We start from the raw sequence: 25066 nt of genomic DNA on the forward strand, positions 1-25066 counted from the left end.
TGGGCTATTGGTTTCAATATTACTTTGGTAAATATGACAAGAATCGCCTGATTATCATCTTTTTCGCTCCTGAGTTTGCTGTAAGTACCGTGCGTGAAAACGGTATCTAGAATTACTGCGTCCGCTTTTGCCCATGTCGCAGTTCTGCCCTGTTTGTGCCTGCCGAGCAGTCGTCTTCAATTCTGGTGAGGTTCAAATGGTCTCTCCCAAGGCCCGTTCGGATCGGCGCGCCTTTACGCTCATTGAGTTGCTGGTCGTGATTGCGATCATAGCCATTCTGATCGGGCTTTTATTGCCCGCGGTTCAGAAGGTGCGTGAGGCTGCCGCGCGTATGAAGTGTCAGAACAACCTCAAGCAAATTGGGCTGGCTCTACACTCTTGTCACGACGCGAACAATGCGTTTCCCGGGGGCGGGTTCAACTACCAACCCTACGGGCGGCAGGATTCGAGCGTCCAAAACGTCGCAGTGTCGGGATCGCCGCCCGTGTGGAGCAACTACGCCAGTGGTGGCTGGGCGTTTCAGATCCTGCCGTATCTGGAGCAGGACAACGTTTACAAAGCGGTCAATATAGCTACCATCGAAGGGACACCGGTTCCGGTTTATGCGTGCCCGTCGCGGCGCAGTAACGGAACCAATGCCAACGGGATCGCTCAGATCGACTACTACGGTAATGCCTTCAACAGCTACGCCACCAGCGCCGGTCAGGGGGTGTTTCGGCCCTACAACTTCGGCCGCGTGAACATGGTGGCGGTGTCCGACGGGACGAGCAACACGATCGCGGTTGCTGAAAAGAACGTGTGCAAGGCGACCTTCGGGACCGGGAACGATAACGTGGACCGGGCCGGTTGGTCGTGGGGCATGGACTATGGCAACACGGGAAACTGGGACGCGACCACGCTGACGAACAACCACAATTTCGCGATCCAGGCCGACCTGGGAACGAGCACCGGGTGCAGTGAGGGGACGCACGGTTTCGGTTCGTCGCACACCGGTGTATTCAACGCACTTTATTTGGACGGATCCGTGAAGAGTGTGCAGTTCTCCGTCAGCACGGCCACGCTGCAACTCTTGTTGAACATCGCCGACGGGTACCCGCTGCCGTCCGATGCTCCTTGATTTGAGCCGAGCAATCCGTCTGAACTACGCGAGCGGATCGGGCATCGTCCCCGATTCGCTCGCGTGCTTTTATTCGCGGGCCGCGGCCCGGGTGAGCCGGTCGCGCACTGCTGCCCACTCGGGTGTGTCGGGAGGCATTTCGATCACGATGCGGTCGTACCGTCCATTGTCGAGTTCGTGGAGAGCCGCGTACAGGTCGGCCGCGTACTCTTCCGGATCGTCTGAAATAAACTTGTAATCATATATTAGATCGTAGCCGAGCGAGACGACGCGGAGCCCCAACTCCATCAACCGCCGGTGATCCGCGTCCGCATCCTCGGCCAGCACGAGCGGCGTTCGCGGGCTGTAGTGCTTCACCATTTGACCTGGGGCACGCGCAATTCCCCCGTTCGCCGCGCCGAACTCGATCCGCCCGCACACCTCTTCCAGCATCGGCACCGTAATCAGACCCGGGCGCAATACGCGCGGGAATTCGCTCGTCACATCAACGACCGTCGATTCGAGTCCGCCGGAACACGGGCCGCCGTCCAACAGAAGATCGATTCGCCCGTTAAGGCTCTTGAGGACGTGTTCCGCGCGCGTGGGGGAAAGTTCGGTACTACGGTTCGCACTCGGGGCCGCCAGGGGTGTGCCAGCGGCCCGAATTAGTGCCCGGGCAACAGGATGGTTTGGACACCTTACCGCCACCGTCGGCCCGTGCGCGGTTACAATATCGGGAACGCTGTCTCGCTTCGGTACGACTAAAGTGAGTGGCCCCGGCCAGAACCGCGCCGCGAGCCGCGCTGCGGTCTCGGGCCAGGCGCTCGCAACGTTTAATACTTCAGTCACGTCTGAAGCGGGCATGAGCTCTGTCGGCCCGGGTACGTGAACGATGAGCGGGTTCGTGGAGGGGCGCCCCTTCGCTGTGAAGATGCCCGCGACCGCGTCCGCATTCAGCGCGTTCGCCCCGAGGCCGTAAACCGTTTCCGTGGGGAACGCGACCAACCCACCGGCGCGAATCACCTCCGCCGCGCGCCGAATCACGTCCGGTTCGGGATTCGTGGGATCGACTTTCAGAACGACCGTTTCCAAAGTGCAGTTTCCCTCTTCCCTTTGTGGTACAACATCATGGTACGTGCCCCGAGCAGCCCGCGCACCGGCGCCGCCCCGCAAGGAGAGGCCACCGCCATGTCCGATCAGCCGCCCGCCAGTGCGGTTCCGACCCCCACTGCCGAGCAGAAACGCATCGCGCAACAGAGCTTCACCAAAGCTAAGGAGCTAATTGCCGACGGCGGGTTCGACTACGCCATTCAACTGCTGCTCACGTGCTGCCGGCTCGATCCGGGCAATTTCTTCTACCGCAAACAGCTCCGCGATACGCAGAAATCTAAGTACGGGAATAACTTGCGCGGCAGCCGATTCGCGTTCCTCACCACGCCGCGGTGGAAGGCCAAGTTGCGCGTCGCCAAGCGGAACCGCGACTACCTGAAGGCGATCGAGTTCGGCGAACAGGTGCTCTGCCGCAACCCGTGGGACCAGGGCGCCCAGATGGACATGGCCGAGGCGTTCGACGCGCTCGGGCTGTCGGACCTCGCGGTGTTCACGCTCGATCAGGCGCGGCAAAAATATCCCAAAGACGCCACATTGAACCGCGCGCTCGCGCGCCAGTTTGAGAAGCGCGGCGACTTCCAGAAGGCGATGGTGCTGTGGCAACTCGTTCGCGACACCAATCCGACCGACGTTGAAGCGCAGCACAAGGCGAAAGACCTCGCCGCGAGTTCCGTCATTCAGAAAGGCGGCTACGAGGAGGCTGCGGCCGGCACCAAGGAGTCGCCGATCCTCGGCCGGATCGAGGCGCGCGCGGGCGAGAAGCAGGACAAACTTACGCGCGAAGCTGAACCTCTGCTCAAGCGCATCGAGGCCGACCCGACCGAACCGTCGCTGTACCTCCAACTGGCCGGCGTGTACCGCAAGAACGGACAAGATGACCGCGCACGCGACGTGCTCCAGCGGGGGCTGGGGCCGACCGGCAATGCGTTCCAGATCCGACTGGAGTTGATGGAACTCGACCTCTCCCCGGTGCGGAAGAACCTCGAAATCGCTGAAACGCGGTTGCGCAAGCTCAAAGAGAAGGCGCGAACCGCGGACGACACCGACGTGCCCGCCAGCGACGAGGAGATGACCGAGGCAGAATTGGCGTCGCTGCGCTCGCAACTGGTGAAGGAAATCATCTCGCGCGAAATTGAGTTGTTCCGCGTCAAGGCGGATCGATCCCCGAACGAATTGAACCACCGCATCGAACTCGGTACGCGGTTGCTGAAGGTCGATCGCGTGGACGAAGCCATCGCCGAACTGCAGCTCGCCCGGCGCGACGAGCGGCTCAAGTGGCGCGCGGCTCTGCTCCTCGGGATGTGTTTCAAGAAGCGGAACAACTGGCGGCTGGCTCAGCGCAACTTCGAGGAGGGGTTGGCCGGGGTACCAGACACCGAAGAAGCGGTCAAAAAGGAACTGCTCTTCCAACTCGCGAGCGGCGCGGCCGAAAACGGCGACCTGCCACGTGCGATCGACCTCGGCCACGAACTCGCCAACCTCGACTTCTCGTTCAAGAACATCGGCAAGTTGCTCGACGAGTGGCACGATCGGTTGCAGTCGGCCTAACAGGGGCTGGTAAATTCAAAATTTGAAGTGTGAAATCCGAAATGTAGGCTCTACTCAATTGGGAGCCTTCATTTCGGATTTCGTTTTGTATTTCAATCCGAGGCTGGTTCCGACCGATCGCTTCGCACATACTAGCCCAAGCTGCCGCTTCTGCGGTGCATCCTGCGGTAATCCGTGTTGACCACTCTGCCGACCAGACAGCGTTCATACCGCAGATGCGGGTTGAACATGTTCTCGGGGCGGACGTCGCTCACGAGTTTTCAGCATGCGTCCGAGCGAGGTCTTCAAATTTTGCCCGCGCTGCACCGCACCGCGCGCGCCTGAGAACCTCGGGCAATCGGCGCTACAGTGTGCGGTGTGCCAATTTACGTTCTATTTTAACCCCACCGTCGCGGCGGCAGCGTTCGTGAGCCGACCCGACGGGCGGGCGCTGTTTATTCGCAGGGCGCACGACCCTGCCGCGGGTAAACTTGGCATTCCCGGCGGGTTCATCGATTTCGGAGAAACGGCCGAAGAAGGATTGCGGCGCGAGATCCGCGAAGAGGTCGGGCTGGTCGTCGAGAACGTGCGGTTCCTGATGTCATTCCCGAATCTGTACTTGTATCGCGAGGTGACGTACCCGGTGGTCGACCTGGTGTTCACGGCCAGCGCGGTAGAACCGGACACCGCCGCCGCACTCGACGGCGTGGCCGGCATCGAATGGCGGTTCCCGCGCGACGTGGCGGATGACGAACTCGCGTTCGACTCGATGCGAGTCTCAATTGCCGCGGTTCGGGCCTGAACGTGCGCCTGATTTTCTATCGGCTGGCATCCGAGGGGGCGGTCGGGTAGGATAGTTTTTAAGAATTGCCATCTCCGTCTCGTTCTTCGAGTCCAGGTCGGTTTCGTTTTGGGAGTGTCGAATGTCCGTGTCGTACACGTGTACCCACTGTGGGGTAACGCTCAAGACGCCCAAACGTGTGCAGGTTGGGAAGACGGTCCCGTGCCCGAAGTGCGGCCAAACGTTCGTACCGGAACCGGAAAAAGAGGCGTCATCGGGCGGCGCGGGCGTTCTCAAACTGGCCGATGAGCCGAAGAAACCGGCCCCGTCCCCGGCTCCGGTTAAGAGACCGATCGATGACGATGACGACGAGGACGCGGCCTCGATTAAGAGGGGCTACGGTGTCGTTGGTGAGACGGAAGAAGAGAAGCAACGGATCGAGGATAACAAGCCGAAGTTCACCGACGTCCAGGATAAGTTCAAGAAGAGCGCCCGCGGTCCTGCGATGTCGCTCCTGGTCATGCCCAGCAACCTGCTCACGCTCGAAGGGTTAATTACGGGCATCGCCGGGTTGGGGATGTTCCTGTACGGTGTGTGGCCCCTGATCTTCAACGACGCCCCGCCGGGCGAAGAAGAGACGGAAGAGGCTATTATCTACATGATGCTCGGGATGGTGACCTTCTTGTGGGGCGGGATGGTCTGCTTCTGCGCCAGTCAGATGCAGGAACTCGGGTCGTACCCTTGGGCACTGGTCGGGTCCATCATGGGGATCGTGCCGCTCCTGATCGGCATTTACGGCATCGTCATGCTCCAGAACCCGAAGGTGAAAGCGGGCTTCGAGGAGGTCGAGGGTGCTCTCGACGAGGACGAAGAGGAAGATGGGGGCGACGATGACGACGAAGATGATGGCGATGACGACGACGAGGAGCCTAAGCGAGGGAAGAAGGGTGGTCGGGAGAAGGCCCGGAACCGGTGATTGAAGCAGATGCGGGCCGATAAGGGAACGAACGGAGGCGCCGGCGCGGATGACGATTACCGACTCAACTGACGCGGAGTTACTCGCCCGGTTCCGGGCGGGCGATTCGGCCGCACTGGAGCCGCTATTCGCTCGCTACGAGGAGCCGGTGTTCCGGTTCCTATTCGGGGTGCTCAAGGACCACCACGCGGCTGAAGACGCGCTACAAGAGACCTTCGTGCAGGCGCTGCGCAAGGCCGATACCGTCGCCGCGGACACGTTCCGCGGGTGGCTGTTTACGGTCGCGTACCGTCAGGCGATGCTGCTGAAACGCAAGACGAAGCGCCTGCCTACTCAAGCAGACGATTTCGCCCTGCTGGACCTAATCGGGGATGACCCGGCGGACCTGCGAGCGGGCGCCACCGATGACGCGCGCCAGGTACGCGCGCTGCTCGATCAGTTGCCCGAAACGCAGCGCGCGGTAATATCCGCGCGCGTGTTCGACGGCAAAACGTTCCGTGAGGTCGCGGCTGCGCTGGGGTGCCCGCTCAACACCGCGCTGGCCCGAATGCACGACGGCCTGAAAAAACTCCGTCAGTTGTGGGAGGCCCGCCATGCCTGAGCCGACCCTTCAGGCGACCGCGCTCCGCTACGCGGCCGGCGACCTGAACCCTGACGAAACCGCCGAGTTCGAGATGCAACTCGCGGAGGACCAAGACGCGCGCGACGCGCTTTCCGAAGCCGTGCGCCTTTCGGCGGCGGCGATCGGCCAGAAGGCGCCGGCCCCGCACCCCTCGTTCCGCGCGATTCTGCGTGCTCGTGCGAGCTGGGATCGTGCCAGCGGGCGCCCACTCATGTGGGCCGGGGCCGGAGCCGCCGTGGTCGCCGTTTGCACCCTCATTGGGTTGGCCCTAGCCGACAGTACCGAACCGGAACTGACGGAGGCCGGCGCGCCCGCGAGCGTTGCCGTAGCTCCCCCGACCGAAGAGACGCCGGACTCGCACAGCGCGGAGAGCGCGAGTGCCCCGGAGTCGCACGAGCCGAGCGCGCAAGGGATCATGGACCACCTCGCTTCGTCCCCGTGTGGTACGAACGATGCGTCCCGGAGCGTGGCCGAGATTTGGGCCGATTTGAGTACGCACGATAACGTCGAGAAGGCGCGCGACGAAGAAGTGCGCTGGCGCCAGAAGATGCAGAACCTCTCGCACCCGCACCACGTGTCAGCCGCGAGCCGGGCTGATAGTCCGTGACCGAACCCGCTCCCGTTTTTTGTTCCCGTCCGCGCTGCCGGCCCGATCCCGTCTGGGGAAGTGAGAGGCTTACCAATGTCGAGGACGGCCCTCGTTCGCGCCACCGCAATCGCGGTGCTCGTCCTGTTTCCGTGCGCCGCGCACGCCGACCCGCTCCCTAAATTTACTGAAGAGCGCGAGGCCGCTGCGCTCCACTTCGTCCGTAAACACTGCCCGGACCTTGTTCCGCTACTCGACGACCTTAAGAAGTCCGCGCGCCCGGCCTACGAACTCCAGATCCGCGAAACGTTCCAAGTCACGGAATTGCTCGCGGACATTCAAGACGACCCCAAGCGGTACGAACTCGAACTGAAGATGTGGAAGGCTGAGAACCAGGCGCTCGTGCTGGTGGCGAAACTCGCGATGCCGAAGGAAGAAACGCGCAAGATGGTGGAGGAGCAACTTCAGACGCTCGCGCGGGAACTGGTCGAACTCGAACTGCAATCGTTGGAGCACCGGGCCGAGGTGCTGCGCGCCGAATTGACGGCCACGAAAGACGAACTCACCAAGTTCCGCGACAACCTCGATCGCGCCACAAAGGACCGCTTTGAGGCGCTGCTAGAAAGGGCCAAGAAGAAGAAGCCGTAGGACAGCTAACGGCCCAAGGGTTCAAGCGGATGGTTTGTGTCCGGAGTGTTGTCGGTGCCCATTTCGCGCGCAGCGCATCTACAATACCAGAATGAAGTACCTCACTGAACTGTTCGCAACGGTTGCGCATCGTGTTAAACCACCGGTGCTTATCGCGCTCGGCCCCCCGTGGCCGGTCGCCAATCTCGTGAAGGCGCTCGGGTTACCCGAAACCGAAGTTACCTGCGCTCAATTCGACTTGCACCAGACGGACCGCGTGCGCGAAACGCTCGCGGAAGTCGACGCGAAGGCCGAAGTCGTCGCGTGTGCGGACTTGTGGGATCTGCCCCCGAAGTTCAACACGGTTATCTTTCCCGCATCCGCGCACGCGGACCGCGAAGTGAAACTCGACGTCGTCGAGCAGGGGTACCACGTGCTCGCGCCCGGCGGGCTGTTCCTCACGCTTTCCGAGTACGAAAAGGACAGTCAGTTCGCGAAGCTCCAGAAGAAGATCTTTGGCAAGTGCGGCGAGACGCCGTCGAGCGAGAACGGCATGGCGTTCTTCAGCACGAAAACGGACGCATCGGACGCGCGCCGCAGGCACGAGGTCACGTACCACGCGAAGATCGGCGAGGGGGAGCCGATGGAGTTCGTGTCGCGGCCGGGGACGTTCAGCTACGGACGGTTCGATTCGGGTTCGCGGGCGATGCTCGAAGTGGCAGAAATCAAGGAGCGCGACGGCATTCTCGACCTCGGGTGCGGCAACGGCGCGGTCGGGTGCCTAGCCGGTGCGATGACCGGCCCGAAGGGGCGCGTGACGTTCATCGATAGTAGCCTGCGGGCCATTGCGCTCGCGGAACTGAACGCCAAGGCGAACAACATCACCAACACGCGATTCGTGACCGCGACGCGGTTGCAGGGACTGGAAGAACGTGCGTTCGACGTGATTCTGGCGAACCCGCCGTATTACGCGAAATCGGAAATCACGCGCCTGTTCATTGAGGGCGCCCGCGACCTATTGCGGCCACACGGCCGGTACTACATCGTGACGAAGATGCCGACCGCGGTGGTGCCGCTCATCTTCGATACGTTCGGTGACTGCTCGGTGATCGAGAACCGCGGGTACTCTGTGGTCATTTCGGGTATGTGAATGTGAGAGCCGCAGGACAGGTGCCTGCGGCTCCGATTCTTATCGCTCCACATCGTTCAGAAGCCGCTGAAGCAATTTCCCGTTATTGGCAGCGTCGAATGGCGCATCGAATTGGGCCGCGGCGCCACTTCCGCTAGATGTGGCCGATTCCGTTTCGGCGGCGCGAGCGGTGAAATAAGCACGCACGCGATCGGCGATCGCGTCGTTGGCGGTACGCACACGGAGTCGCAGATGGGGGTGTTCGCCGAAGCTCATCGCAATCAACCCGCCGCGCCCGTCCTTCACCGCGGGGAGCAGCTTTTTCACTTCTGGTGATTGACCCGCCAGCTTCACAATAGGCTTTTGTGTCCAATCGCGTTCGTCGTTGGCTGCGACCCAGATAGCAGCATCCGGCGGAACAGACGCGATCATCGTCCGCACACCCGGTTGCCCATCAGCGCCACCACGAAACTGCTTCCCGCCGGGACCGTACCCCCTACCCACGGCATCGAAATCCTTGTCGTCGAGTCCGAACACCCACACCGTTGGTGAGACGCGCGTGAGCAGCAATGGGAATCGGCCCACCACCACATCGTGGCGCGACTTCTTACCCGCGATCGGCTTGGCTTTGAGCGATTTCAGGAATTCGGCTTCGTCTGTGAGCGGTTGATTCAACACGAGAACGAGCGCGAGCCGCAGCGCGTCCTCACCTTCGCCCAAGTACAGCCCGCCAGCAACATGATCGATTTGAGGGAGCGTGACGCCGAGTTGCTCGATTGTGTTTCGCACGCCTTCAGGCAAACCGGCCCGGGCAAGCACCTCACGCGGTTCCTGTTTCGTGCGCGCGGCAAAATCGAGGAGCGGACCGGGTTGCACCGCGAACACGATGTTGCAATCCGCGCGCAAATAACCGAGCGCGGCGAGTTCGGCGGGCGGTTTGGCAGCCACAATGGGGACAGGGGCGTTCTCGGGTGACTTCTCCTTGTGCTTGGTGCCAAACGCAAGCCAGATCCCGCCGCCGAGCACACCCGCAACCAGCAAAATCCCCAAACCAATCGCGAACAGCGGCGCCCCTTTGGGGCGCTCAACGGTCGGTGCCGGAGGTACTATTTGGCGTTCGCTTACCGTTTCACCGGAGGTACTGTTCGCCTGATCAACTAGCTCCCCGCGAACCGGGAACACGTCCCCGCAGCGCGGACACGGTACGCGCCGGTGATCCGGGATCGCCGGGACCGTGAACGCGGTGTTGCACGACGGGCACGACAACCGGATGCTCATGCGCGATCTCGTGGGAACGGGCGACACCCATCATACGAATGGCTTGAACAGTTCGGTGGTGAAGTATCGTTCCATTCGGTCCGGAAACACGGTGACGACCTGTGCGGTCGGGTCGTTGAGGTGACGCAGGACCGCGAGCGCCGCCTGGTAGTTCAGCCCCGAACTGGGGCCGACGGGGAAACCGAGGCGGATTAGGTCGCGTGTAGTCGCGAGCGCGTCCTCGTCTCGCACTTCGATCGTCAGTAATCCCGGTAGGCGCTCGGTACTGAAGATTTCGGAGATCGAATCCGCGACGCCGGGAATGCGGGCCGAAAAGCTACAGCATTCGACTTCGGGTGCCCGCGTGAGATTCACCGGGCGCGCGAGCACGGGCACGATTCGACAGCCGTTTTCGCGCAGCCCCTCAAACAGCCCGACGAGCGTACCGCCGGTCCCGACACCGCTCGCGACCGCGTCCACCTTTCCGCCCGGGATCTGGTCGAGCACCTCGCGCGCGGTGCCGAGTCGGTGGGCTTCGGCGTTATCCAGGTTCGCGAACTGTTTCGGCAGGAACACGCCTGGTTCAGCGCCCAGGCGCTCGACTTCCGCGATCGCGCCGCGAATTCCGAGTGCCGCGGGGGTAAATTTCACGTCCCCGCCGTAAGCCCGAATGATGAACACGCGCTCGTTGCTCACGCCCTCGGGCATCACCGCGAGGAATTTCAGCCCCATCTGCGCGCATGCCAGCGCCAGTGCGATGCTCGTGCTCCCGCTGGACGCCTCCACGACGCGGTCGCCGCATTTCACGCGGCCCAGGCGCCAGGCTTTTTCCAGGATGAACCGCGCGATCCGGTCTTTTGTGCTCCCGCTCGGGTTCAGGAACTCCAGTTTGCACCACACCGCGGGCAGGCTCGGATCGAGCCGCACCGGAACCAGGGGCGGCGGGGCGATGCGGTTCAAATAACGGTGACAGCCCGGCAACTCGGCGGACATAGCGGCTTCCAAGAATGGGTGCGCCAAACATTTTCTCTCGCGCCCGCCTCTATACTGGAAAGATGGGTTCGCGAACAGAGGGTGAGGTATGCCGCGGGTCGTGTTGGCGATGAGTGGGGGAGTAGACAGTTCGGCGTCGGCCGTGCTGCTGAAGCGGCAGGGCTTCGACGTGATCGGCCTTTTCATGCGCACCGGGACGCACGGGCACGACCAGGGGAACACGAGAGCGGATCACAAGAAGGGTTGCTGTTCCGCGATCGACGCCGGGGACGCGCGCCGCGTGGCCGACAAGCTCGATATTCCGTTCTACGCGCTCGATTTCGAGGCGGAATTCAACCGCATCATCGATTATTTCGTGGACGAGTACGCCCGCGGGCGCACGCCGAATCCGTGCGTGGTGTGCAACAACTGGCTGAAGTTCGGCCAACTCTGGGCTTTCGGCCAGAAGCTCGGGGCCGATTACATCGCCACCGGCCACTACGCGCAAGTGATTGATGGCGAACTCCACAAGGGCATTGATGGCGACAAGGATCAGAGTTACGTGCTACACGGTATCAAGCGCGACGTGTTGCCGCACCTGCTGTTCCCGGTCGGTGGGTACACAAAGCCGCAGATCCGGGCGTTTGCGCGCGAAGCGGGGCTATTGAGCGTCGCGGAGAAGCCGGACAGTGTGGAAATCTGCTTCGTTCCGAGCGGCGATCACACCGATGTCGTGCGCTCGCGCCGGCCAGAAGTTGCGACGGCCGGTCTCATCACCGAGCGAAACGGCACCGTGCTCGGCCCGCACGACGGGCTGGACCGTTTCACGATCGGTCAGCGGAAGGGGTTGAATATTGGTGGCGGAAAGAAGCGATTCGTGCTCGAACTTCTGCCTGAGACGAACACGGTTGTTGTCGGCGACGAAAACGACCTCTTGGCTTCGGGCCTGATCGCGAGCGAAATGAACTGGCTCATTGATGCGCCGGTGGAGCCGACCACCTGCACCGCGAAAATCCGCTACCGGCACACGGGAGTGCCCGCGACCGTCACCGCGCTGCCAAACGGCGGGGCCGGGGTGAACTTTGACACCCCACAACCGGCCGTGACGCCGGGACAGGCAGTTGCGTTCTACGACGGAACTCGTGTTCTCGGCGGTGGCTGGGTCGAAAAAGCGTTGCGCTAAGTGTACCGCGCGTTACGCGGCCGGCTTCGCGGCCTTCGCTTTGGGTTGGTGTTTCCAGCGCCGGTGCAGCCAGAAATACTGTTCCGGGTGCTCGCGGATCAGTTTCTCCAGCGCGGTGGTGTAGCGGGCCGTGATTGCCTTCACCGCGTTGGGGTCGTTGGCGTAATCGCGCGGGTCGATCACGTCCGCGCACTTCACCGCGTAGTACATCGGTGCCAGTGGACTGCTCGGATCAAAGTCCGCGCACTGCGGGTAGTCGGTCCGACTCACGCGCGGCACCCCCATTACCACCATAACCGCATCGAACTCCATCGCCATGAGTGCGATGGCTTTGTGCGTGCTCGCGGGGCGCCCGAAGAAGTCCACGAACACCCCGCGCGGCCCCGCGTCCTGATCCGCGAGTGTGGCAATCTTCCCGCGGTGAGTCAGGGTATCGGTGAGGCGCGCGAAGTCGTCGTTCTTGGCGATGATGGTTTGACCGGTGCGCTGGCGGAAGTGGAGCGCGAACCGCTCCAGGTACGGGTTGTCCAGCACTCGTGCGATGGCGTGCGTGTGGAACCCGAACAGCCCCATCGCGAACCCAGCCATCTCCCAGTTACCGAAGTGCGCCGTGACCAGCAGCGCGGCCCGGTCCGATACGAGCGGTGGGAGCATTTCCGCTCCGTGCGGTAACACGAGAAACTTCCGTAGTGTGGTGTGGTGCAGCTTGCGTGGCAGCAACATCAGTTCGATGATGGCCCGGAGGAAGTGGTGGTACATGCCGCGCACGAGTTGGTCTGCCGCGGCGGGGTTCGCGCTAAGTTCGGGAAACGCGGCGCGGACGTTTTCGAGCGCGATACGGCGCCGGCTCTTCACCAGTGTGTACACGAGCCACGCAAGGAAATCGGCCGTTGCGTAGGCGATTCGCGGCGACACCATTTGCACCGCCGCGACGAGCGACCGCACTACCAGGTAGACCGTGAAATCGACCGTCCGGTTCCGAGCTTTCTTGGCCATCCGTGGCTCTCCTGCAATATCCGGTCACAAGCCCAGTCCGGCACTCAAAATCACGTACCGCAACCAACCCACCCGGCTACTCACTTCCAGGCGCCGGGTCGTGCGAACGTAGGCGTCCGCACCGGCCGCTTGCCAGCGAGCGGCCGTGTTCCTGATGAACTTGTACGTCGGGAGCGTGTGCGGGGTGATGTCCTCGAACGTCGGCGCGGTGAACCCCGCCGATTGCGCCAAGGCACGGTACTCGGGTTCCGCACAAAGCACGTTTACGGTGCCGTAACTGGTGCGCGTTTCGGAGCCACCGATGCCGTGCTTGTGGAGCGCGTCCAATCCCTCGGCGCTGGGGATGAAGTCCGAGAGCGCGAGTCGACCACCGTGTTTGAGCACGCGGCTCACTTCGGCGAGAAACGTCGCGCGGCTCGGAAAGTGGAACACGCACTCGACTGCGAGTACCACATCGAACTGATCGTTCGCGAACGGTAGGGCGCACGCATCGGCTTCTACCCACGTCGTGCGGTTCCCGTTAATCGGCGTCACTGTTTCGGCGGCGCGGGCGAGCTGGCGCGGGTCGATGTTCACGCCCGTCATATCGAGGTTCTTAAATCGCTCGTTGAGACTGGCGATGGTTCCGCCGAAACCGCACCCGACGTCGAGAACGCGCATGCCGTCGCGAACCGGAACGGCGTCGCACACGCGCCGGCACAACTCTTCGGCCGCGACCGCGTAGTCCGCGCCGGTGAGAGGAACAGCGTCGGGATCGCTCCAGTAACCCCAATGAACGTGCCGACCGAGTGCGGCCGTCGCCTCCGGATCACCTTGCGCGAGCCGCTCCAAGAGGACATCAAAGTACGGCGGCGGTTCAATCGGCGCGTGCGCCACGGCGGTCCTCCGGAAATCGGGCGGAATTCTACCCCACCCGCGTTCCGCCCCACAACCCCGCCTGATTTCTCACAGAGCTACGGTTTTCCCTGTTCGGGCGCTTTCGTAAATCGCGCAGATCAAATCGACCGCCTTTTTGCCCTCGCGCCCGTCCACCTTTGGCACACGATTCTGTTGCACCGCGTCGACGAAATCGGCGAGTTGCCGGCGGTGTCCCTCGTGACTGATGGCTTTCGGGTCCGCCGACCCGCCACTCGCGCCGACCTTCTGCGCGAATCGTTCCTTCACTCTCGCGTCGTCGGCTGTGGAGGGCGTGAAATCCCAGCGCAGTACGTCGTCCTGTTCGATGACCACGGACCCCCGATCGCCGTGAACCGCGATCGTCTTCGGGTAGCCGGGGTGAACGCTCGTCGTCGCTTGAATCACACCGAGTGCCCCGCTCGCGAAGCGGATGACCGCGACTGCCGTATCCTCGACTTCAATGCGCTCATGCGCGAGCGTGGCCGTGAACCCGCTCACGTGCGTGGCGTCGCCCATCATCCACAGCAACAGATCGACGTTGTGAATGGCTTGGTTCATCATGGCTCCGCCGCCATCGAGTGCCTGTGTGCCCTTCCAACCGCCTTCGTCGTAATACTGCTGCGTGCGCCACCATTTGCAGGTGGTTTCGCCGAGTGTCAGGCGCCCGAAACGGTCCGCGTCCACAGCGGCTTTGAGTGTGGTGTTCGCGTCGCCAAAGCGCGACGGGAAGATCGTGCAGAGTTTCACCTTCGCTGCGTCGCACGTATCAATGATGGTCTGGCATCGCGGTCCCGTAATTTCGAGCGGTTTTTCAACAACCACGTGTTTGCCGGCTCGGGCCGCAACGAGGGCCGGTTCCTGGTGCGCGCCGCTGGGAGTGGTGATGATGACCGCGTCGACCGCGCGCACTTTCACAGCCTCTTCGACTGAAGCGAATATCGGACACGATGGCAGGCCCGTATCCGTGAGCAACTTCTCCGCGCTCTCCTTGGTGCGACTAACCAGCGCCGTGACGCGGGCCGAGGGGATCTCTTGAATGGCCTTCGCGTGGAACCGCGCGATCATCCCGCAGCCGATGATCGCGAAGCCGAGTGGTTCGGGCATGACATCTCCCGTGAGTGGACGTGCGGGAGATTGTAGTCGCGATCCGCGCCGGCGCACCGGGCGCGGGGACGGCAATTTATTCGTACTGGAGCGCGTCGGGGATGCGCGTCTGAATGGCGCGCCAGGCGGGAACGAGGCCCGCGAGCGTCGCGAGCGTAACCGAGACGACCGCGATACCGATCGTTGCTTTCCACGGGATGAGCATGTCGAGGTTGAAGCCGGACTCGTCCACGAACATCACTTTCAGAACGTACCACTCCATCGGCAGCCCAATGAGGATGCCGAGTGCGGTGCCGATTACTCCCATCAGAAACGCTTCGGCTAGCACCGAGCGCATCACTTGTCCGGGCGTCGCCCCGACCGCGAGCAGTAGCCCGAGTTCGCGCTTGCGCTGGAGCACCGAGATGAGTAGCGCTGTTACCACGCCGAGGGCTGCGACCACCCCCACCAGGATCTGCTGCATGTACGCGAGCACGTACACGCGGCTGAGGAGTCCGGAAATGAACTTGCGGAGCGAATCGCGGTCAGTGAGGAATAATCCCTTATTGGCAGTGTATTTTTCTAAATCCTCATCGGAGGTCGAGGCACGGTCGGCTTTGACGAACACGTGGCAGATGTCGATGAGATCGTCGCCAAAGAGTTTCGCGTAGCGGGCGCGGTCCATGAAGATCGTTCCGCGGCTCCACGAATAGTCCCGCACCGCGCCGACAATCAGCAGGTCTACTGGGCCGCGAGGGCCGGGAATGCTGATCGTGTCACCGACCTTCACCCGGTGTCGCGCGGTGAAATTGTCGCTCACCATTACCTTGTTTACGCCCGCGTGGTCCGGGTGCTTGTCGTCGAGTTCGGGAAACCGGGTCAAGTTGGCCGCGATTTCGGGTACACGGGCGCTGGTGGCCTCCTTGTAGGTATTCACATCGAGCGCGACGAGGTACACGATGGTGCCGTTGTACTCGGGCCGGCAGTACCGGATGCTCATCACGTTTTCGACGCTCGGTAGCGCCTTGAGTTCGCGCGCCACTGCGGACACCATCGGGCTGTTCGAGCTGTTCGCGGAAGTCATATTTCCGCTGAAAACGAAGTGGTCAGCCTGCACTACTTGTGTGATCCACGACAGCACGGGCTCTTCGTTACTGCGTCCCACCCCCGCCGTCTGGAACATCAGCGCGACACCGGCCCCAAGTGCGCCGATCACCACGCCGGTGCGTCCCGGGGCGCGAGAGAGGTTGTCGAACGCGAGCCGGAGCGTGAACGGGAACGTCGCTCGAACCAGGGGGCGGAGCACGGTGACCAGCACCGCGACCAGGATCGGTGACGCGAGTAGCAGCCCCACGAGAACGAGCGTCAGGCCACCCACGGAGCCGACGCGCGGGGGGAGCTGAAATCGCAGCAGAACCAGTGCGATGCCGGTGACGACCATACCCGCACACGCGACGCGGTGAGCAAGTTTCCACAGTCCCTTTGCACCACCTGCGGATCGGCGCACGACGTGAGCCGGGTCATCGTTTGCGGCCTGGATCGCGGGTACGAGTGCAGCGAAAATTGCCGTCGTAACGCCAACTAAAACGGCGAGAGTCGAGTTTGTCCACGAGAGTCGCGTGGGGTTCACTTCCGGGTTCAGGAAGATCGATTCTAGTTCGGCCCGGAACTGACTGAGTGTGACTTCGGCTAGGAGGATACCGAGCGGCACGCCAAGCACCGCACCGATCAGCCCCAGGAACGCGGCCGCGAGCGAAAACAACGCGACGATTTGGGCGCGGGTGCCGCCGATCGATCGCAGAATGCCGATATCGGCTCGGCGCTCGGCCACGGTCACGGCCATAGCGTTGTAAACGAGAAACAGCCCGATAATCATCGCGCCGACAGAGCACATTAGCACGCCGATTTGCAACCCGGACACGACTTCTTGCGTGCTCCGACGCTGCATGTCGGGCGTGCGCACTTCGGCCCTGCGCCCGACCACCTTCCCTGCAGCGGTCGCAACTGCTTCTTTGTCGGTTCCCGGAGCGAGGAACAGGTCGATGCGGTTCACGCGCTGTGGGTTCAACGCCCCTGCCACGACCTCACCTAGGCCACCGCCGACAACCACGAGCGGTGGCGTCGGCCGGAGCACCTGCGTCGCCTGTCCGACGCTCATGCCGATGAAATTCTTCCCCAGTGGCGCGAGCGGCGAATCCTTCTCGAACTCGACCACGCCGACGGGTAGGCACTCGACGTCTCGGGTCGCGTACCGGATCACGAACGGCCGGTTCCCGCCGGTGCGCGCGAGCCAGTCGTCGTACACCGACTTCGATACCACCACCAGTCGCGCTGGGATGCGGTCCCACAGCTCGCTGGCCTTTGTGAAATCGCCGTCTTTGATTGCGGCGAGCACCGGGAGCAATTGCCACCCGATGATGCGCTCGATTTCGAGTTGTTGAACTTTGACCTTCAGGGCGTTGTCTTCGGTGAGTAACTGCGAAGAGACTTCCGCACCAACCAAAACGGCGATTCGATCGCCGAGATCGGGTACCGTGACGCGATCGAAGATGAGTGGTTGCACCGATTTGACGCCGGGCACGTGCGCCGCACGCAGGTCGTCGACCACCGCGCGCAGCACGCCGGCTTCGCCGTTGGTCACGTACAGTTCCGCGTTCCCGGCGGGCGTGGTGGTGTCCTGCGCCGCGGCCTCAATGCACTGGTTCAGGATGCGCGCGGAAACGAGCGTCGCGACGCCCAGCGCGATGCTCGCGACGATCAGCGCGGCGCGGTCCCACCGTTGGAGCAGGTATCGCAGAGCAAGCAGGCGGTACACCGACATTCACGCCCTCCGGGCGCCCGTGGCCCGCGGTCCGTTCCGTGACTTGTGTTTAGCGCCGCACGACTTGTTCGTCGGACTCGAGCACCCCGTCGCGAATCCGCACGAGGCGCGTACCGTAAGACGCGCCGTTGGGGTCGTGGGTCACCATGATGACGGCCCGCTTGCCCGGCTCGGGGAGCTTCGAGAGCAGCGTGAGGATCTCGCGGCTCGTGGCGGTATCGAGGTTCCCGGTCGGCTCATCACACAACACCGCTTCCGGGTCGGCGACCAGCGCCCGCGCCACGGCCACGCGCTGCATCTCGCCGCCGGACATTTCGTCGGGGAAGTGGTCCGCCCGGTGCGCGAGGTTGACGCGCTCCAGGCACTCCGCGGCGCGAACAAGGGCGGCCCCTCGATTCGTGCCCGCGAGTAATAGTGGCAGTGCGACGTTCTCCGCTGCGGTCAGCGTGGGGAGCAGGTTGAACGCCTGGAACACGAACCCGATCCGGTCGCGGCGGAGCAGAGACCGCTGCCGATCGGACATCGTTTGAAGGTCTTGCCCGTGGAACACGGCCCGACCGCCGCTGGGCGTATCGAGTGCCCCCATCAAGTGCATGAGTGTGGACTTACCCGATCCGGACGGCCCCATGATCGTGACGAACTCACCGGTCTGCACGCGGAGCGTGACCCCGCGGACGGCGTTCACCGTCCGCCGGCCCTGAGTGTAAGTCTTCACGGCGTCGAGGAGTTCGATCATGAAGTACCGCGTAGGTATCAAGGCGTCGGGGCTGCTGTGAAAACGACGCACGGGCGCCGGCACCCGCGCACCACTGTACCCCGGACTCACGACGTAAGTTTCCGGTATTTGATCCGGGTCGGGTGGTCGGCCGCCGGCCCGAGCCGGGCGCGGCGCTGCTCTTCATACACTTCAAAGTTCCCTTCGCACCAGACCACCTTGCTGTCGCCCTCGAACGCCAGGATGTGCGTCGCGATGCGGTCCAGGAACCAGCGGTCGTGCGAGATCACCACCGCGCAGCCGGAGAAGTTGATGAGCGCCTCCTCCAGCGCGCGGAGCGTGTCCACGTCGAGGTCGTTGGTCGGCTCGTCTAGTAACAGCAAATTGCCACCGCTGCGCAACAGCTTCGCGAGGTGAATCCGGTTCCGCTCGCCCCCGGAGCAGCTCCCGACCACTTTCTGTTGGTCCGGACCCTTGAAGTTGAATTTCGCGCAGTAGGCCCGGCTCGCGATCCGCTGCTTACCCAGGATGATGTAATCCGACCCGCCCGTGATCTCCTCGAACACGGTATTGTTCGGGTTCAGCGCGTCGCGATTTTGGTCCACGTGCGCGACTTTCACCGTTGTCCCGACGGTGAGTTTTCCGCCGTCGGGTTGCTCCTGGCCGACGATCATCTTGAACAGCGTCGTTTTACCCGCGCCGTTCGGCCCGATGATGCCGACGATCCCGCCCTTCGGCAGATTGAACGTCAGGTCGTCGTAGAGGAGCACGTCGCCGTACCCCTTCTTCACGCCCTCGGCACGCACCACCAGATCCCCGAGCGGCGGACCGGACGGGATCTGGATGGTCAGTTCCTTTTCGTCCTCGTCGATCACCTGTTCTTGCAGTTTGTCGATCGCAGCGAGACGGGCCTTGCTCTTCGCCATACGCGCACGCGGCGAGCTTTTCGCCCATTCGAGTTCGCGGTCGAGTTGCTTCTGTCGGGCGCTTTCTTGCTTTTCCTGCACCGCGAGTCGGCGCCTCTTCTGGTCCAGCCACCCGGAGTAGTTGCCCTCGTAGGGGTACCCGCGACCGTAGTCGAGTTCGAGAATCCATTTCGCGACGTTATCGAGGAAGTACCGGTCGTGGGTGACCGCGACCACCGCGCCGGTGTACGCCGCGAGGTGGTGTTCGAGCCACTCCACGCTCTCCGCGTCGAGGTGGTTCGTCGGTTCATCGAGCAGGAGCAGGTCGTGGCGCTGGAGGAGCGTTTTGCACAGCGCGACCCGGCGGCGTTCACCACCCGAGAGTCGCTCAACGGGGGCGTCCGAGGGCGGGAGTCTCATCGCGTCCATTGCCATTTCGAGCGTGCGGTCGAGTTCGTAGGCGTTGGTCGCGTCGATCTGGGCCTGCACCTTTTCCATCTGGTCGGACAGTTTCTCGAAGTCCGCGTCCGGGTCGCCCATCGCCTCGCCGATTTCTTCCTGACGTTTCAGCAGGGCGCGAATCGGGGCAACGGCCTCCTCGACGTTTTCCAGAACGTTTTTCCCGGGCGTGAGGTGTGGTTCTTGGGGAACGTAGCCGATGGTGGCTCCCGCGTGCGCCCAAGCCTCGCCCATGAACTCCTTGTCCACGCCCGCCATAATTTTCAGGAGCGTGGACTTCCCGGCCCCGTTGGAGCCGATCACGCCGATTTTGGCCCCGGGGTAGAAGTTCAGATTAATACTCTTCAGAATCTCTTTTTTGCCGTAGTGCTTGGTCAGTTCACGAATGTTGAAAATGTAGTGGTCGCTCATGAATCCCTCGCGCGGTACCCGGTTCCGATCCTGGAATCTTATCGGGAACCGTGCGTCTGGGGTAACGCGAGTTGATGGAGTGGTGTCGGTCGGCGCCGGTCCACCTGTGGAGTACAGATTCTTTTGCGCCTCAAGTATCCGAACTCCAGACCTTAAGACGAGTTTCACATTTCAATCGTATTGATTCTTGGGCGTAGCGCGTTATCATCTTGGTCATCAAATCATGTGTCTTGGTCTCCTCGTCCTCTGTCATGTCCGGAGGCCCTATGTTTCGCGTTCGTGTCCGCAGTCGCGTGGCGTTCACGCTGATCGAATTGTTGGTGGTGATCGCGATTATCGCTATCCTCATCGGGCTCCTTCTCCCGGCTGTTCAGAAGGTGCGCGAAGCTGCTGCGCGCATGACCTGTAGCAACAACCTCAAGCAACTGGGCATCGCCTGCCACAGTTACCAGAGTGCGTATGACAAGTTGCCGTATGGCATTCTTCGAGACCAGAAGAATACCGGCAATCCGCTGGCTCACTGGCCGTCGCCGGAGCAGCCGAACGCGCAGAACCAATATCGACGATTCGCGCTGATGCACCAGCTTTTACCGTACATCGAACAAGAAGCTCTCTTCCGTCGGTGGAACGATTACGATTTCAATGCTAACCGTCGCGACGAGAACGGGGTCGACTTCGGACCGGGTTGGTACTTTCAGAAGCAACAGGTCAAGACTTTGATCTGTCCGTCTAATCCGAATGCCAGTAATTCACTAAACCCGGCCGGCCAGTATTTCATCACACACTACCTCGGGTCAGCAGGTACGCGGGGGTACAATCGCGGCGGATACACCGGTGGAATCGCAGTTCGGCCGAGTCACTTCGACTACCAGGACGGTGTGTTCGTCCAAAACAAGCAATTCAGCCTTCTGGCAATCACTGACGGAACGAGTAATACTTTGCTGATCGGTGAGCGGCACTACTTCGATCCCGAATTTGACAAATACGATCCGATTACAGATTGGGGATGGTGCTGGTTCGGTGGAACGGCGGACGTGTTTTTGGGCACCTCGGTGCGAATCAATTACCGCTGGGCTCCGGGAAAACTGGCTACCGCGACGGACGTTGATGTTGAAGACCGGATGAACGCCTACGGGAGCGGGCACACGGGAGGCGCGAACTTCGCTTTATCCGACGGTTCGGTTCGATTCATCCGTGACTCGATCGACCTACCCACGCTCCAGAAGTTGGGTACCCGGGCCGGTGGGGAAGTTATTTCTGGCGATTATTAACGGAGGAGCCGGCACCAATGAGGCACAAGTCCACGCGATATTGGGTTGCCAGTGCGCTCGCTTGCTGTTTGGCCGGATTAGCCGGCTGTGGTGACAAGATTCAATTCGCTGAAGTCGAGGGAACGGTAACCCAAAATGGGAAACCGCTCGACAAGATACGAGTCGAATTCCACCCGGACGGTCCCGGTCCACGATCCGCAGCCCAAACAGACGAGAATGGCAAGTACGTACTTAAAACAGATGACGGTGCTCGCGCGGGGGCAGCGGTTGGAACCTATCGGATTGTTTTACGAGACCGTGCGGCCTTTCCAGATAGGTTGCCTCCTCGTGCGGAACTCGAGCAGGACTTCGCGAAGGGTAAGAAAAGTCGCCTCCGGGCGGAATTAGGCGATCCGGCGAAGACAACATTGAAGAAGGACGTAGTTGCGGGTCAGAAGAATGTCATCGATTTGGAAGTGAAGTAACTCACTGGTATGCTGGGGTGAAGTTCCTGCCTCACCTCAGCACATTGCCTACCAATTCATCTCCTTCGTGGTCACTTCGTGGCGAGAAACGATTTGCTCTCAATGGTCGGGCACCAGTGCTTTTCGATGTGCTCGATGATGAGCTGCGTTCCCTTGTCGTGAGCCACGAACGGCTTCATCTTCGGATTGTACATCGCGTCCGTCAGGTCGCGGACCAGGAACGTCCGCACGTCCCACTTCACCATCTGCTTGATCGCGAACGTTCGGTTCAGCACGCACATGTTGGTGTGAACGCCCATCACGAAGAGCGTGTCGATTCCCTTCTCCTTCATGATGCTGTATACTTCTGTCCCGTTGTCTGTGATGTAGTCCTTCTTTTCGTCGATGGTGATGGTTGCGTTCTGGCGGGTCCACGCCTTGAACTGCTTCGCGGGCTTCTCGTCGTCGCACCCGCCGTCCGTGTCGTCTACCGGTAGCGGCGGGTTGGGTAGGTCTTTCGACTTCGGCGGCTCCACTTTCTTCACATCTGCGACCCGCTTGCGCGCCGGGTGATCCTTGTAGAACGGCATCGTGTCCGACGGGCCGTGAATGATCGTCATACCCTGCTCGCGGCAGGCTTTCAGGACCGGTTCCGCCTGTTTCGCGAGTTCCGCGCACCGCTTCGACGCACTCTGGCACCAGTGGTCGTCCCACATATCGCACACCACGATGGCGGTCCTCGTGGGATCGACTTCGACGGTAACGTTCGTGGGGACGCCCCGTTTCGCGGTTACCGTTTTGGTGACGTTGGTCGTTGGGTCGGTGACGGCAACGGTTTCTTCGACCTCGGTGACCTTTCGCGCTGTCAGTTTGAGCTTTTGCGGCGCGGCGGCCGAACCGGGAATTGCGGCAATGGCACTGAAAAGTGCGGCGAGCGTGAGTGACGCGAGTGAGCGAAGCATAGGAGCCTCCGGATTGTGGTGCGCCCGATGATACTCCTCCGCTCGTGCTTCCGGGAAACGAAAAGACCCCCGGCACGGACCGGGGGGCGACTTTCACCGTCGCACGAGAGTCGTCATTGCACCGGCTTACTTCTTGTCTGTGCGCGGAGAGGCCTTTTGCATTGTCGTGGTGGTGCCGCTGACCCGCAGACAGTTGTGCGAGCAGTCGTGGGGGAGAGGGAAATTGAGGGGATAGAAGTCGAAGTACGCCACCAACCTATTGTCGAGGGTAAAGGCACTTAAGACACGGGGGTTAGTGTTATCCAACCGCCAACTGAAGTAGAAGCAATCGCCCGGAGCGACGATCTTTTCCTCGCTTCCAAAACCCGACGTGATGTGAATTCGGAGATACTCCTTGGTCTCGTTCTTGGCACAGTCCCACCCTGTCGGAATCGACGGCGGGCACGGGCACGGACACGGGTAGTAGTAAACCGGCGTGTAGCACGAAGTGCTCTGCCGCCGACCGAACGCTTCGGCCGAATCTGCTGTGACGGCCATTGTGAGCGCCGCCAACACCACGAACTTCAGGGAACGGGAAAACATGGTGTACCTCGGAGCATATGGGACTAACTGTATGGCTAGTCCATGAATTACCTACCCTGATGATTTTCCAGTTTAAATCATTTGGTAGGAATATGCGCGATTAAACGTCATGCGCGAAAATATGTCAAATAGAAACTCCAAAATTACCCAAATTGCGCCCTGCCCCCTTTTTGCCCATGAGCCGGAGCTGCGATTAATTTCCGAAGTTTATTCGTTACAAGGTGTTGCGCGCGGAGATGTGTACAAACGAAAAGACCCCCGGCACGGACCGGGGGTCGGGTCAATTCAGGCTGACGTGCGACTTATTTGCAGCAGTGACCGCGGAACAGCCCGCCACGAGCCGGCTTGCTGCACCCGGTGGTGCTGCAGGGGCTGGCGCACGGGGTTTCGCACGGTGCCGGTGCGGGCGCCGGGGCCACCACCAGGGTGTACACGGGCGCCTTCACGGTCGTCTCGTAAGCCACTTGCTTCGGGAACTGTTGCTTGACGGTCTTCTCGACCGCCACGCATTTGCGCACGTCGCGGGTGCTGGTCTTTTCGACTTTCTTCCACGTCGTCACGTCAACTTCCTTCTCGACGTCCACCCACACGCAGACCTTGCGGGTGCCGGCCTTCTCGACCGGGGTGCACTTCTTGACGTCGACTTCCTTCTCCACCCAAACGGTTTCGTAGGTGGTGACCTTCTGGGTGCTCTTCTTCGGGATCTTCTCGTAGGTGGTCACGTCGACGTCGACTTCCTTGGTAACCAGTTGGCGCTGCATCACGGTCTTGGTGACCGGGGCGCACGGGGTTTCGCACGGAGTCGCGCACGGGGCGGCGCAGTCGTCGTGCTTCTTCTTGCAGAGGCGGCTGAACAGCCCGCCGCGCCCGCTGTCGCAGCTCGGGGCCGGGGCCGCGCAGGTCACGGTGACGGGCACGCACACCCACTCACAGACCGTCCGCTTCTGCTTCGTCACGGTCGGCTTGAGGTCGTAGGTCGTGACTTCCACGTCCTTCGTGACGGCCTTGCACTCGGCGACCTTGATCTTTTCCTTGGTGGTCACCCACTCGTTGACCCAGTACTTGTACGGCTCGTCCTTGGTCGCCAGTTCCTTGACCTTGACCTTCTGCTTCTTCGTTTCCGGCTCGTTGACCCAGTACTTGTAGTCTTCCTTGGAGGTCACCCACTCGTTGACCGTGACCTTCACGTCCTTCGTTTCCCACTCGGTCTTGTACGCCGTCACCTTCTTGTCGACGTAGGACACCGAGTAGCTGGTGCACGGGGCGCACGCGACGGTGCTGCCGCAGTCGTTCTTCTTGCGCCCGCCGAAACCGACCGCGTCACCGGCCGTGAACCACACCGCGGCCCCGAGCAGGGCCGTACCCAACAAACGCCGTTTCATTGCGAAGCCTCCACTTACACGGGATTTGGGAGTGGGGCGCTCGCGACTTCCCTGCTGCGAACCGGCCCGGCCCTGATTAGTCGGCTTATTCCGGGAGGGCAATAAAGATTACCCAGACTGCCCAGGTATGCTCGACGACAAACAACGTACTGGCGTATCGAATGTTAGGCAACGGGATCTGCACGTTCTGGGTAATTTTTTCGGTTCGTGCGGTTGCATCGTATCAGTTGATCTTGCGGAGTGGTGGCGGGGCACAACTTGTGCGAATAGGAT

23 protein-coding genes are annotated in these 25066 nt (G+C 61.8%); 11 read left to right on the plus strand and 12 right to left on the minus strand.

Going from position 1 to position 25066, the window contains the following annotated elements; genetic code table 11:
- The first annotated feature begins 196 nt into the window (after positions 1–196).
- Positions 197–1117 (plus strand): DUF1559 domain-containing protein, encoded by a 921-nt coding sequence (locus VT84_RS00970; RefSeq protein ID WP_162271977.1) that lies wholly within the window; start codon positions 197–199, stop codon positions 1115–1117.
- A gap of 69 nt (positions 1118–1186) precedes the next feature.
- On the opposite strand, the gene VT84_RS00975 is transcribed toward VT84_RS00970, so the two are convergent.
- Positions 1187–2188: an L-threonylcarbamoyladenylate synthase gene (locus tag VT84_RS00975; protein WP_082838167.1), complete on the minus strand. Its 1002-nt coding sequence runs from the start codon at positions 2186–2188 to the stop codon at positions 1187–1189.
- Between the two features lie 96 nt (positions 2189–2284).
- Here VT84_RS00975 and VT84_RS00980 point away from each other — a divergent pair, with 96 nt between their 5' ends.
- From VT84_RS00980 to VT84_RS01010, 7 genes are all read left to right on the plus strand, one after another.
- Positions 2285–3754 carry a tetratricopeptide repeat protein gene (locus VT84_RS00980; RefSeq protein WP_082838168.1) on the plus strand — a complete coding sequence of 490 codons (1470 nt, stop codon included), beginning with the start codon at positions 2285–2287 and terminating at the stop codon, positions 3752–3754.
- A gap of 265 nt (positions 3755–4019) precedes the next feature.
- Positions 4020–4535 (plus strand): NUDIX hydrolase, encoded by a 516-nt coding sequence (locus tag VT84_RS00985; RefSeq protein WP_052548964.1) that lies wholly within the window; start codon positions 4020–4022, stop codon positions 4533–4535.
- 121 nt (positions 4536–4656) lie between these two features.
- Positions 4657–5490, plus strand: a complete 834-nt coding sequence (locus VT84_RS00990; protein WP_082838169.1) for a hypothetical protein — start codon at positions 4657–4659, stop codon at positions 5488–5490.
- A 49-nt stretch (positions 5491–5539) separates the two neighbouring features.
- A complete protein-coding gene (locus VT84_RS00995) occupies positions 5540–6091 on the plus strand; it encodes an RNA polymerase sigma factor (RefSeq protein WP_052548961.1) in 552 nt (183 codons plus the stop codon).
- Complete coding sequence (locus tag VT84_RS01000; RefSeq protein WP_082838170.1) at positions 6084–6719, plus strand: hypothetical protein; 636 nt, start codon at positions 6084–6086, stop codon at positions 6717–6719. Before VT84_RS00995 ends, VT84_RS01000 begins: the two co-directional genes overlap by 8 nt.
- A gap of 75 nt (positions 6720–6794) precedes the next feature.
- A complete protein-coding gene (locus tag VT84_RS01005; RefSeq protein WP_052548957.1) occupies positions 6795–7346 on the plus strand; it encodes a hypothetical protein in 552 nt (183 codons plus the stop codon).
- 91 nt (positions 7347–7437) lie between these two features.
- Positions 7438–8475 carry a class I SAM-dependent methyltransferase gene (locus VT84_RS01010; protein WP_052548956.1) on the plus strand — a complete coding sequence of 346 codons (1038 nt, stop codon included), beginning with the start codon at positions 7438–7440 and terminating at the stop codon, positions 8473–8475.
- 39 nt (positions 8476–8514) lie between these two features.
- Here the strand turns inward: VT84_RS01010 and VT84_RS01015 are convergent, their stop codons facing one another.
- Together VT84_RS01015 and VT84_RS01020 are read right to left on the minus strand one after the other, a co-directional pair.
- Positions 8515–9732, minus strand: a complete 1218-nt coding sequence (locus tag VT84_RS01015) for a hypothetical protein (RefSeq protein WP_052548952.1) — start codon at positions 9730–9732, stop codon at positions 8515–8517.
- A 30-nt stretch (positions 9733–9762) separates the two neighbouring features.
- Positions 9763–10704, minus strand: a complete 942-nt coding sequence (locus tag VT84_RS01020) for a PLP-dependent cysteine synthase family protein (RefSeq protein WP_082838171.1) — start codon at positions 10702–10704, stop codon at positions 9763–9765.
- 88 nt (positions 10705–10792) lie between these two features.
- Between VT84_RS01020 and mnmA the strand changes: the two genes are divergently transcribed.
- On the plus strand, positions 10793–11866 hold the full coding sequence (gene mnmA, locus VT84_RS01025; protein WP_082838172.1) for a tRNA 2-thiouridine(34) synthase MnmA: 1074 nt from the start codon (positions 10793–10795) through the stop codon (positions 11864–11866).
- A gap of 12 nt (positions 11867–11878) precedes the next feature.
- On the opposite strand, the gene VT84_RS01030 is transcribed toward mnmA, so the two are convergent.
- From VT84_RS01030 to ettA, 6 genes are all read right to left on the minus strand, one after another.
- Positions 11879–12862: a lysophospholipid acyltransferase family protein gene (locus VT84_RS01030; protein WP_082838173.1), complete on the minus strand. Its 984-nt coding sequence runs from the start codon at positions 12860–12862 to the stop codon at positions 11879–11881.
- Between the two features lie 24 nt (positions 12863–12886).
- Positions 12887–13738, minus strand: a complete 852-nt coding sequence (locus VT84_RS01035) for a class I SAM-dependent methyltransferase (protein WP_082838174.1) — start codon at positions 13736–13738, stop codon at positions 12887–12889.
- Positions 13739–13807: 69 nt separating this feature from the next.
- Entirely contained in the window at positions 13808–14863 is a 1056-nt protein-coding gene (locus VT84_RS01040) for a Gfo/Idh/MocA family protein (RefSeq protein WP_082838175.1), read from the minus strand.
- A 76-nt stretch (positions 14864–14939) separates the two neighbouring features.
- The gene (locus tag VT84_RS01045) at positions 14940–17663 is read right to left on the minus strand and encodes an FtsX-like permease family protein (RefSeq protein WP_082838176.1); all 2724 of its coding nucleotides are present in this window, start codon (positions 17661–17663) and stop codon (positions 14940–14942) included.
- A 49-nt stretch (positions 17664–17712) separates the two neighbouring features.
- Positions 17713–18450 carry an ABC transporter ATP-binding protein gene (locus VT84_RS01050; RefSeq protein WP_239465640.1) on the minus strand — a complete coding sequence of 246 codons (738 nt, stop codon included), beginning with the start codon at positions 18448–18450 and terminating at the stop codon, positions 17713–17715.
- Positions 18451–18485: 35 nt separating this feature from the next.
- Complete coding sequence (ettA, locus tag VT84_RS01055) at positions 18486–20153, minus strand: energy-dependent translational throttle protein EttA (protein ID WP_082838178.1); 1668 nt, start codon at positions 20151–20153, stop codon at positions 18486–18488.
- 266 nt (positions 20154–20419) lie between these two features.
- Here ettA and VT84_RS01060 point away from each other — a divergent pair, with 266 nt between their 5' ends.
- Both VT84_RS01060 and VT84_RS37910 read left to right on the plus strand, forming a co-directional pair.
- The gene (locus VT84_RS01060) at positions 20420–21424 is read left to right on the plus strand and encodes a DUF1559 domain-containing protein (protein ID WP_162271551.1); all 1005 of its coding nucleotides are present in this window, start codon (positions 20420–20422) and stop codon (positions 21422–21424) included.
- Positions 21425–21441: 17 nt separating this feature from the next.
- A complete protein-coding gene (locus VT84_RS37910; protein ID WP_157469054.1) occupies positions 21442–21888 on the plus strand; it encodes a carboxypeptidase-like regulatory domain-containing protein in 447 nt (148 codons plus the stop codon).
- Between the two features lie 71 nt (positions 21889–21959).
- On the opposite strand, the gene VT84_RS01065 is transcribed toward VT84_RS37910, so the two are convergent.
- The 3 genes from VT84_RS01065 to VT84_RS01075 all read right to left on the minus strand — a co-directional run bounded on the left by VT84_RS01065 (position 21960) and on the right by VT84_RS01075 (position 24793).
- Complete coding sequence (locus VT84_RS01065; protein ID WP_082838180.1) at positions 21960–22829, minus strand: isochorismatase family protein; 870 nt, start codon at positions 22827–22829, stop codon at positions 21960–21962.
- Between the two features lie 126 nt (positions 22830–22955).
- Positions 22956–23411: a hypothetical protein gene (locus VT84_RS01070; RefSeq protein ID WP_082838181.1), complete on the minus strand. Its 456-nt coding sequence runs from the start codon at positions 23409–23411 to the stop codon at positions 22956–22958.
- Positions 23412–23713: 302 nt separating this feature from the next.
- Positions 23714–24793 (minus strand): hypothetical protein, encoded by a 1080-nt coding sequence (locus VT84_RS01075; RefSeq protein WP_082838182.1) that lies wholly within the window; start codon positions 24791–24793, stop codon positions 23714–23716.
- Between the last annotated feature and the right edge of the window lie 273 nt (positions 24794–25066).

The organism is Gemmata sp. SH-PL17 (genome assembly GCF_001610855.1).
Classification (GTDB): Bacteria; Planctomycetota; Planctomycetia; order Gemmatales; family Gemmataceae; genus Gemmata; species Gemmata massiliana.

Excerpts from the sequence above, each read along its gene's own strand:
- mnmA (WP_082838172.1), top strand. The coding sequence starts at position 10,793 with ATGCCGCGGGTCGTGTTGGCGATGAGTGGGGGAGTAGACAGTTCGGCG.
- VT84_RS01065 (WP_082838180.1), bottom strand. The coding sequence starts at position 22,829 with ATGCTTCGCTCACTCGCGTCACTCACGCTCGCCGCACTTTTCAGTGCC.
- VT84_RS00970 (WP_162271977.1), top strand. The coding sequence starts at position 197 with ATGGTCTCTCCCAAGGCCCGTTCGGATCGGCGCGCCTTTACGCTCATT.
- VT84_RS37910 (WP_157469054.1), top strand. The coding sequence starts at position 21,442 with ATGAGGCACAAGTCCACGCGATATTGGGTTGCCAGTGCGCTCGCTTGC.
- VT84_RS01020 (WP_082838171.1), bottom strand. The coding sequence starts at position 10,704 with ATGTCCGCCGAGTTGCCGGGCTGTCACCGTTATTTGAACCGCATCGCC.
- VT84_RS01000 (WP_082838170.1), top strand. The coding sequence starts at position 6,084 with ATGCCTGAGCCGACCCTTCAGGCGACCGCGCTCCGCTACGCGGCCGGC.
- VT84_RS01005 (WP_052548957.1), top strand. The coding sequence starts at position 6,795 with ATGTCGAGGACGGCCCTCGTTCGCGCCACCGCAATCGCGGTGCTCGTC.
- VT84_RS00995 (WP_052548961.1), top strand. The coding sequence starts at position 5,540 with ATGACGATTACCGACTCAACTGACGCGGAGTTACTCGCCCGGTTCCGG.
- VT84_RS00980 (WP_082838168.1), top strand. The coding sequence starts at position 2,285 with ATGTCCGATCAGCCGCCCGCCAGTGCGGTTCCGACCCCCACTGCCGAG.
- VT84_RS01075 (WP_082838182.1), bottom strand. The coding sequence starts at position 24,793 with ATGAAACGGCGTTTGTTGGGTACGGCCCTGCTCGGGGCCGCGGTGTGG.
- VT84_RS00990 (WP_082838169.1), top strand. The coding sequence starts at position 4,657 with ATGTCCGTGTCGTACACGTGTACCCACTGTGGGGTAACGCTCAAGACG.
- VT84_RS01060 (WP_162271551.1), top strand. The coding sequence starts at position 20,420 with ATGTTTCGCGTTCGTGTCCGCAGTCGCGTGGCGTTCACGCTGATCGAA.
- ettA (WP_082838178.1), bottom strand. The coding sequence starts at position 20,153 with ATGAGCGACCACTACATTTTCAACATTCGTGAACTGACCAAGCACTAC.
- VT84_RS01015 (WP_052548952.1), bottom strand. The coding sequence starts at position 9,732 with ATGAGCATCCGGTTGTCGTGCCCGTCGTGCAACACCGCGTTCACGGTC.
- VT84_RS01030 (WP_082838173.1), bottom strand. The coding sequence starts at position 12,862 with ATGGCCAAGAAAGCTCGGAACCGGACGGTCGATTTCACGGTCTACCTG.
- VT84_RS01040 (WP_082838175.1), bottom strand. The coding sequence starts at position 14,863 with ATGCCCGAACCACTCGGCTTCGCGATCATCGGCTGCGGGATGATCGCG.
- VT84_RS00985 (WP_052548964.1), top strand. The coding sequence starts at position 4,020 with ATGCGTCCGAGCGAGGTCTTCAAATTTTGCCCGCGCTGCACCGCACCG.
- VT84_RS01045 (WP_082838176.1), bottom strand. The coding sequence starts at position 17,663 with ATGTCGGTGTACCGCCTGCTTGCTCTGCGATACCTGCTCCAACGGTGG.
- VT84_RS01070 (WP_082838181.1), bottom strand. The coding sequence starts at position 23,411 with ATGTTTTCCCGTTCCCTGAAGTTCGTGGTGTTGGCGGCGCTCACAATG.
- VT84_RS01010 (WP_052548956.1), top strand. The coding sequence starts at position 7,438 with ATGAAGTACCTCACTGAACTGTTCGCAACGGTTGCGCATCGTGTTAAA.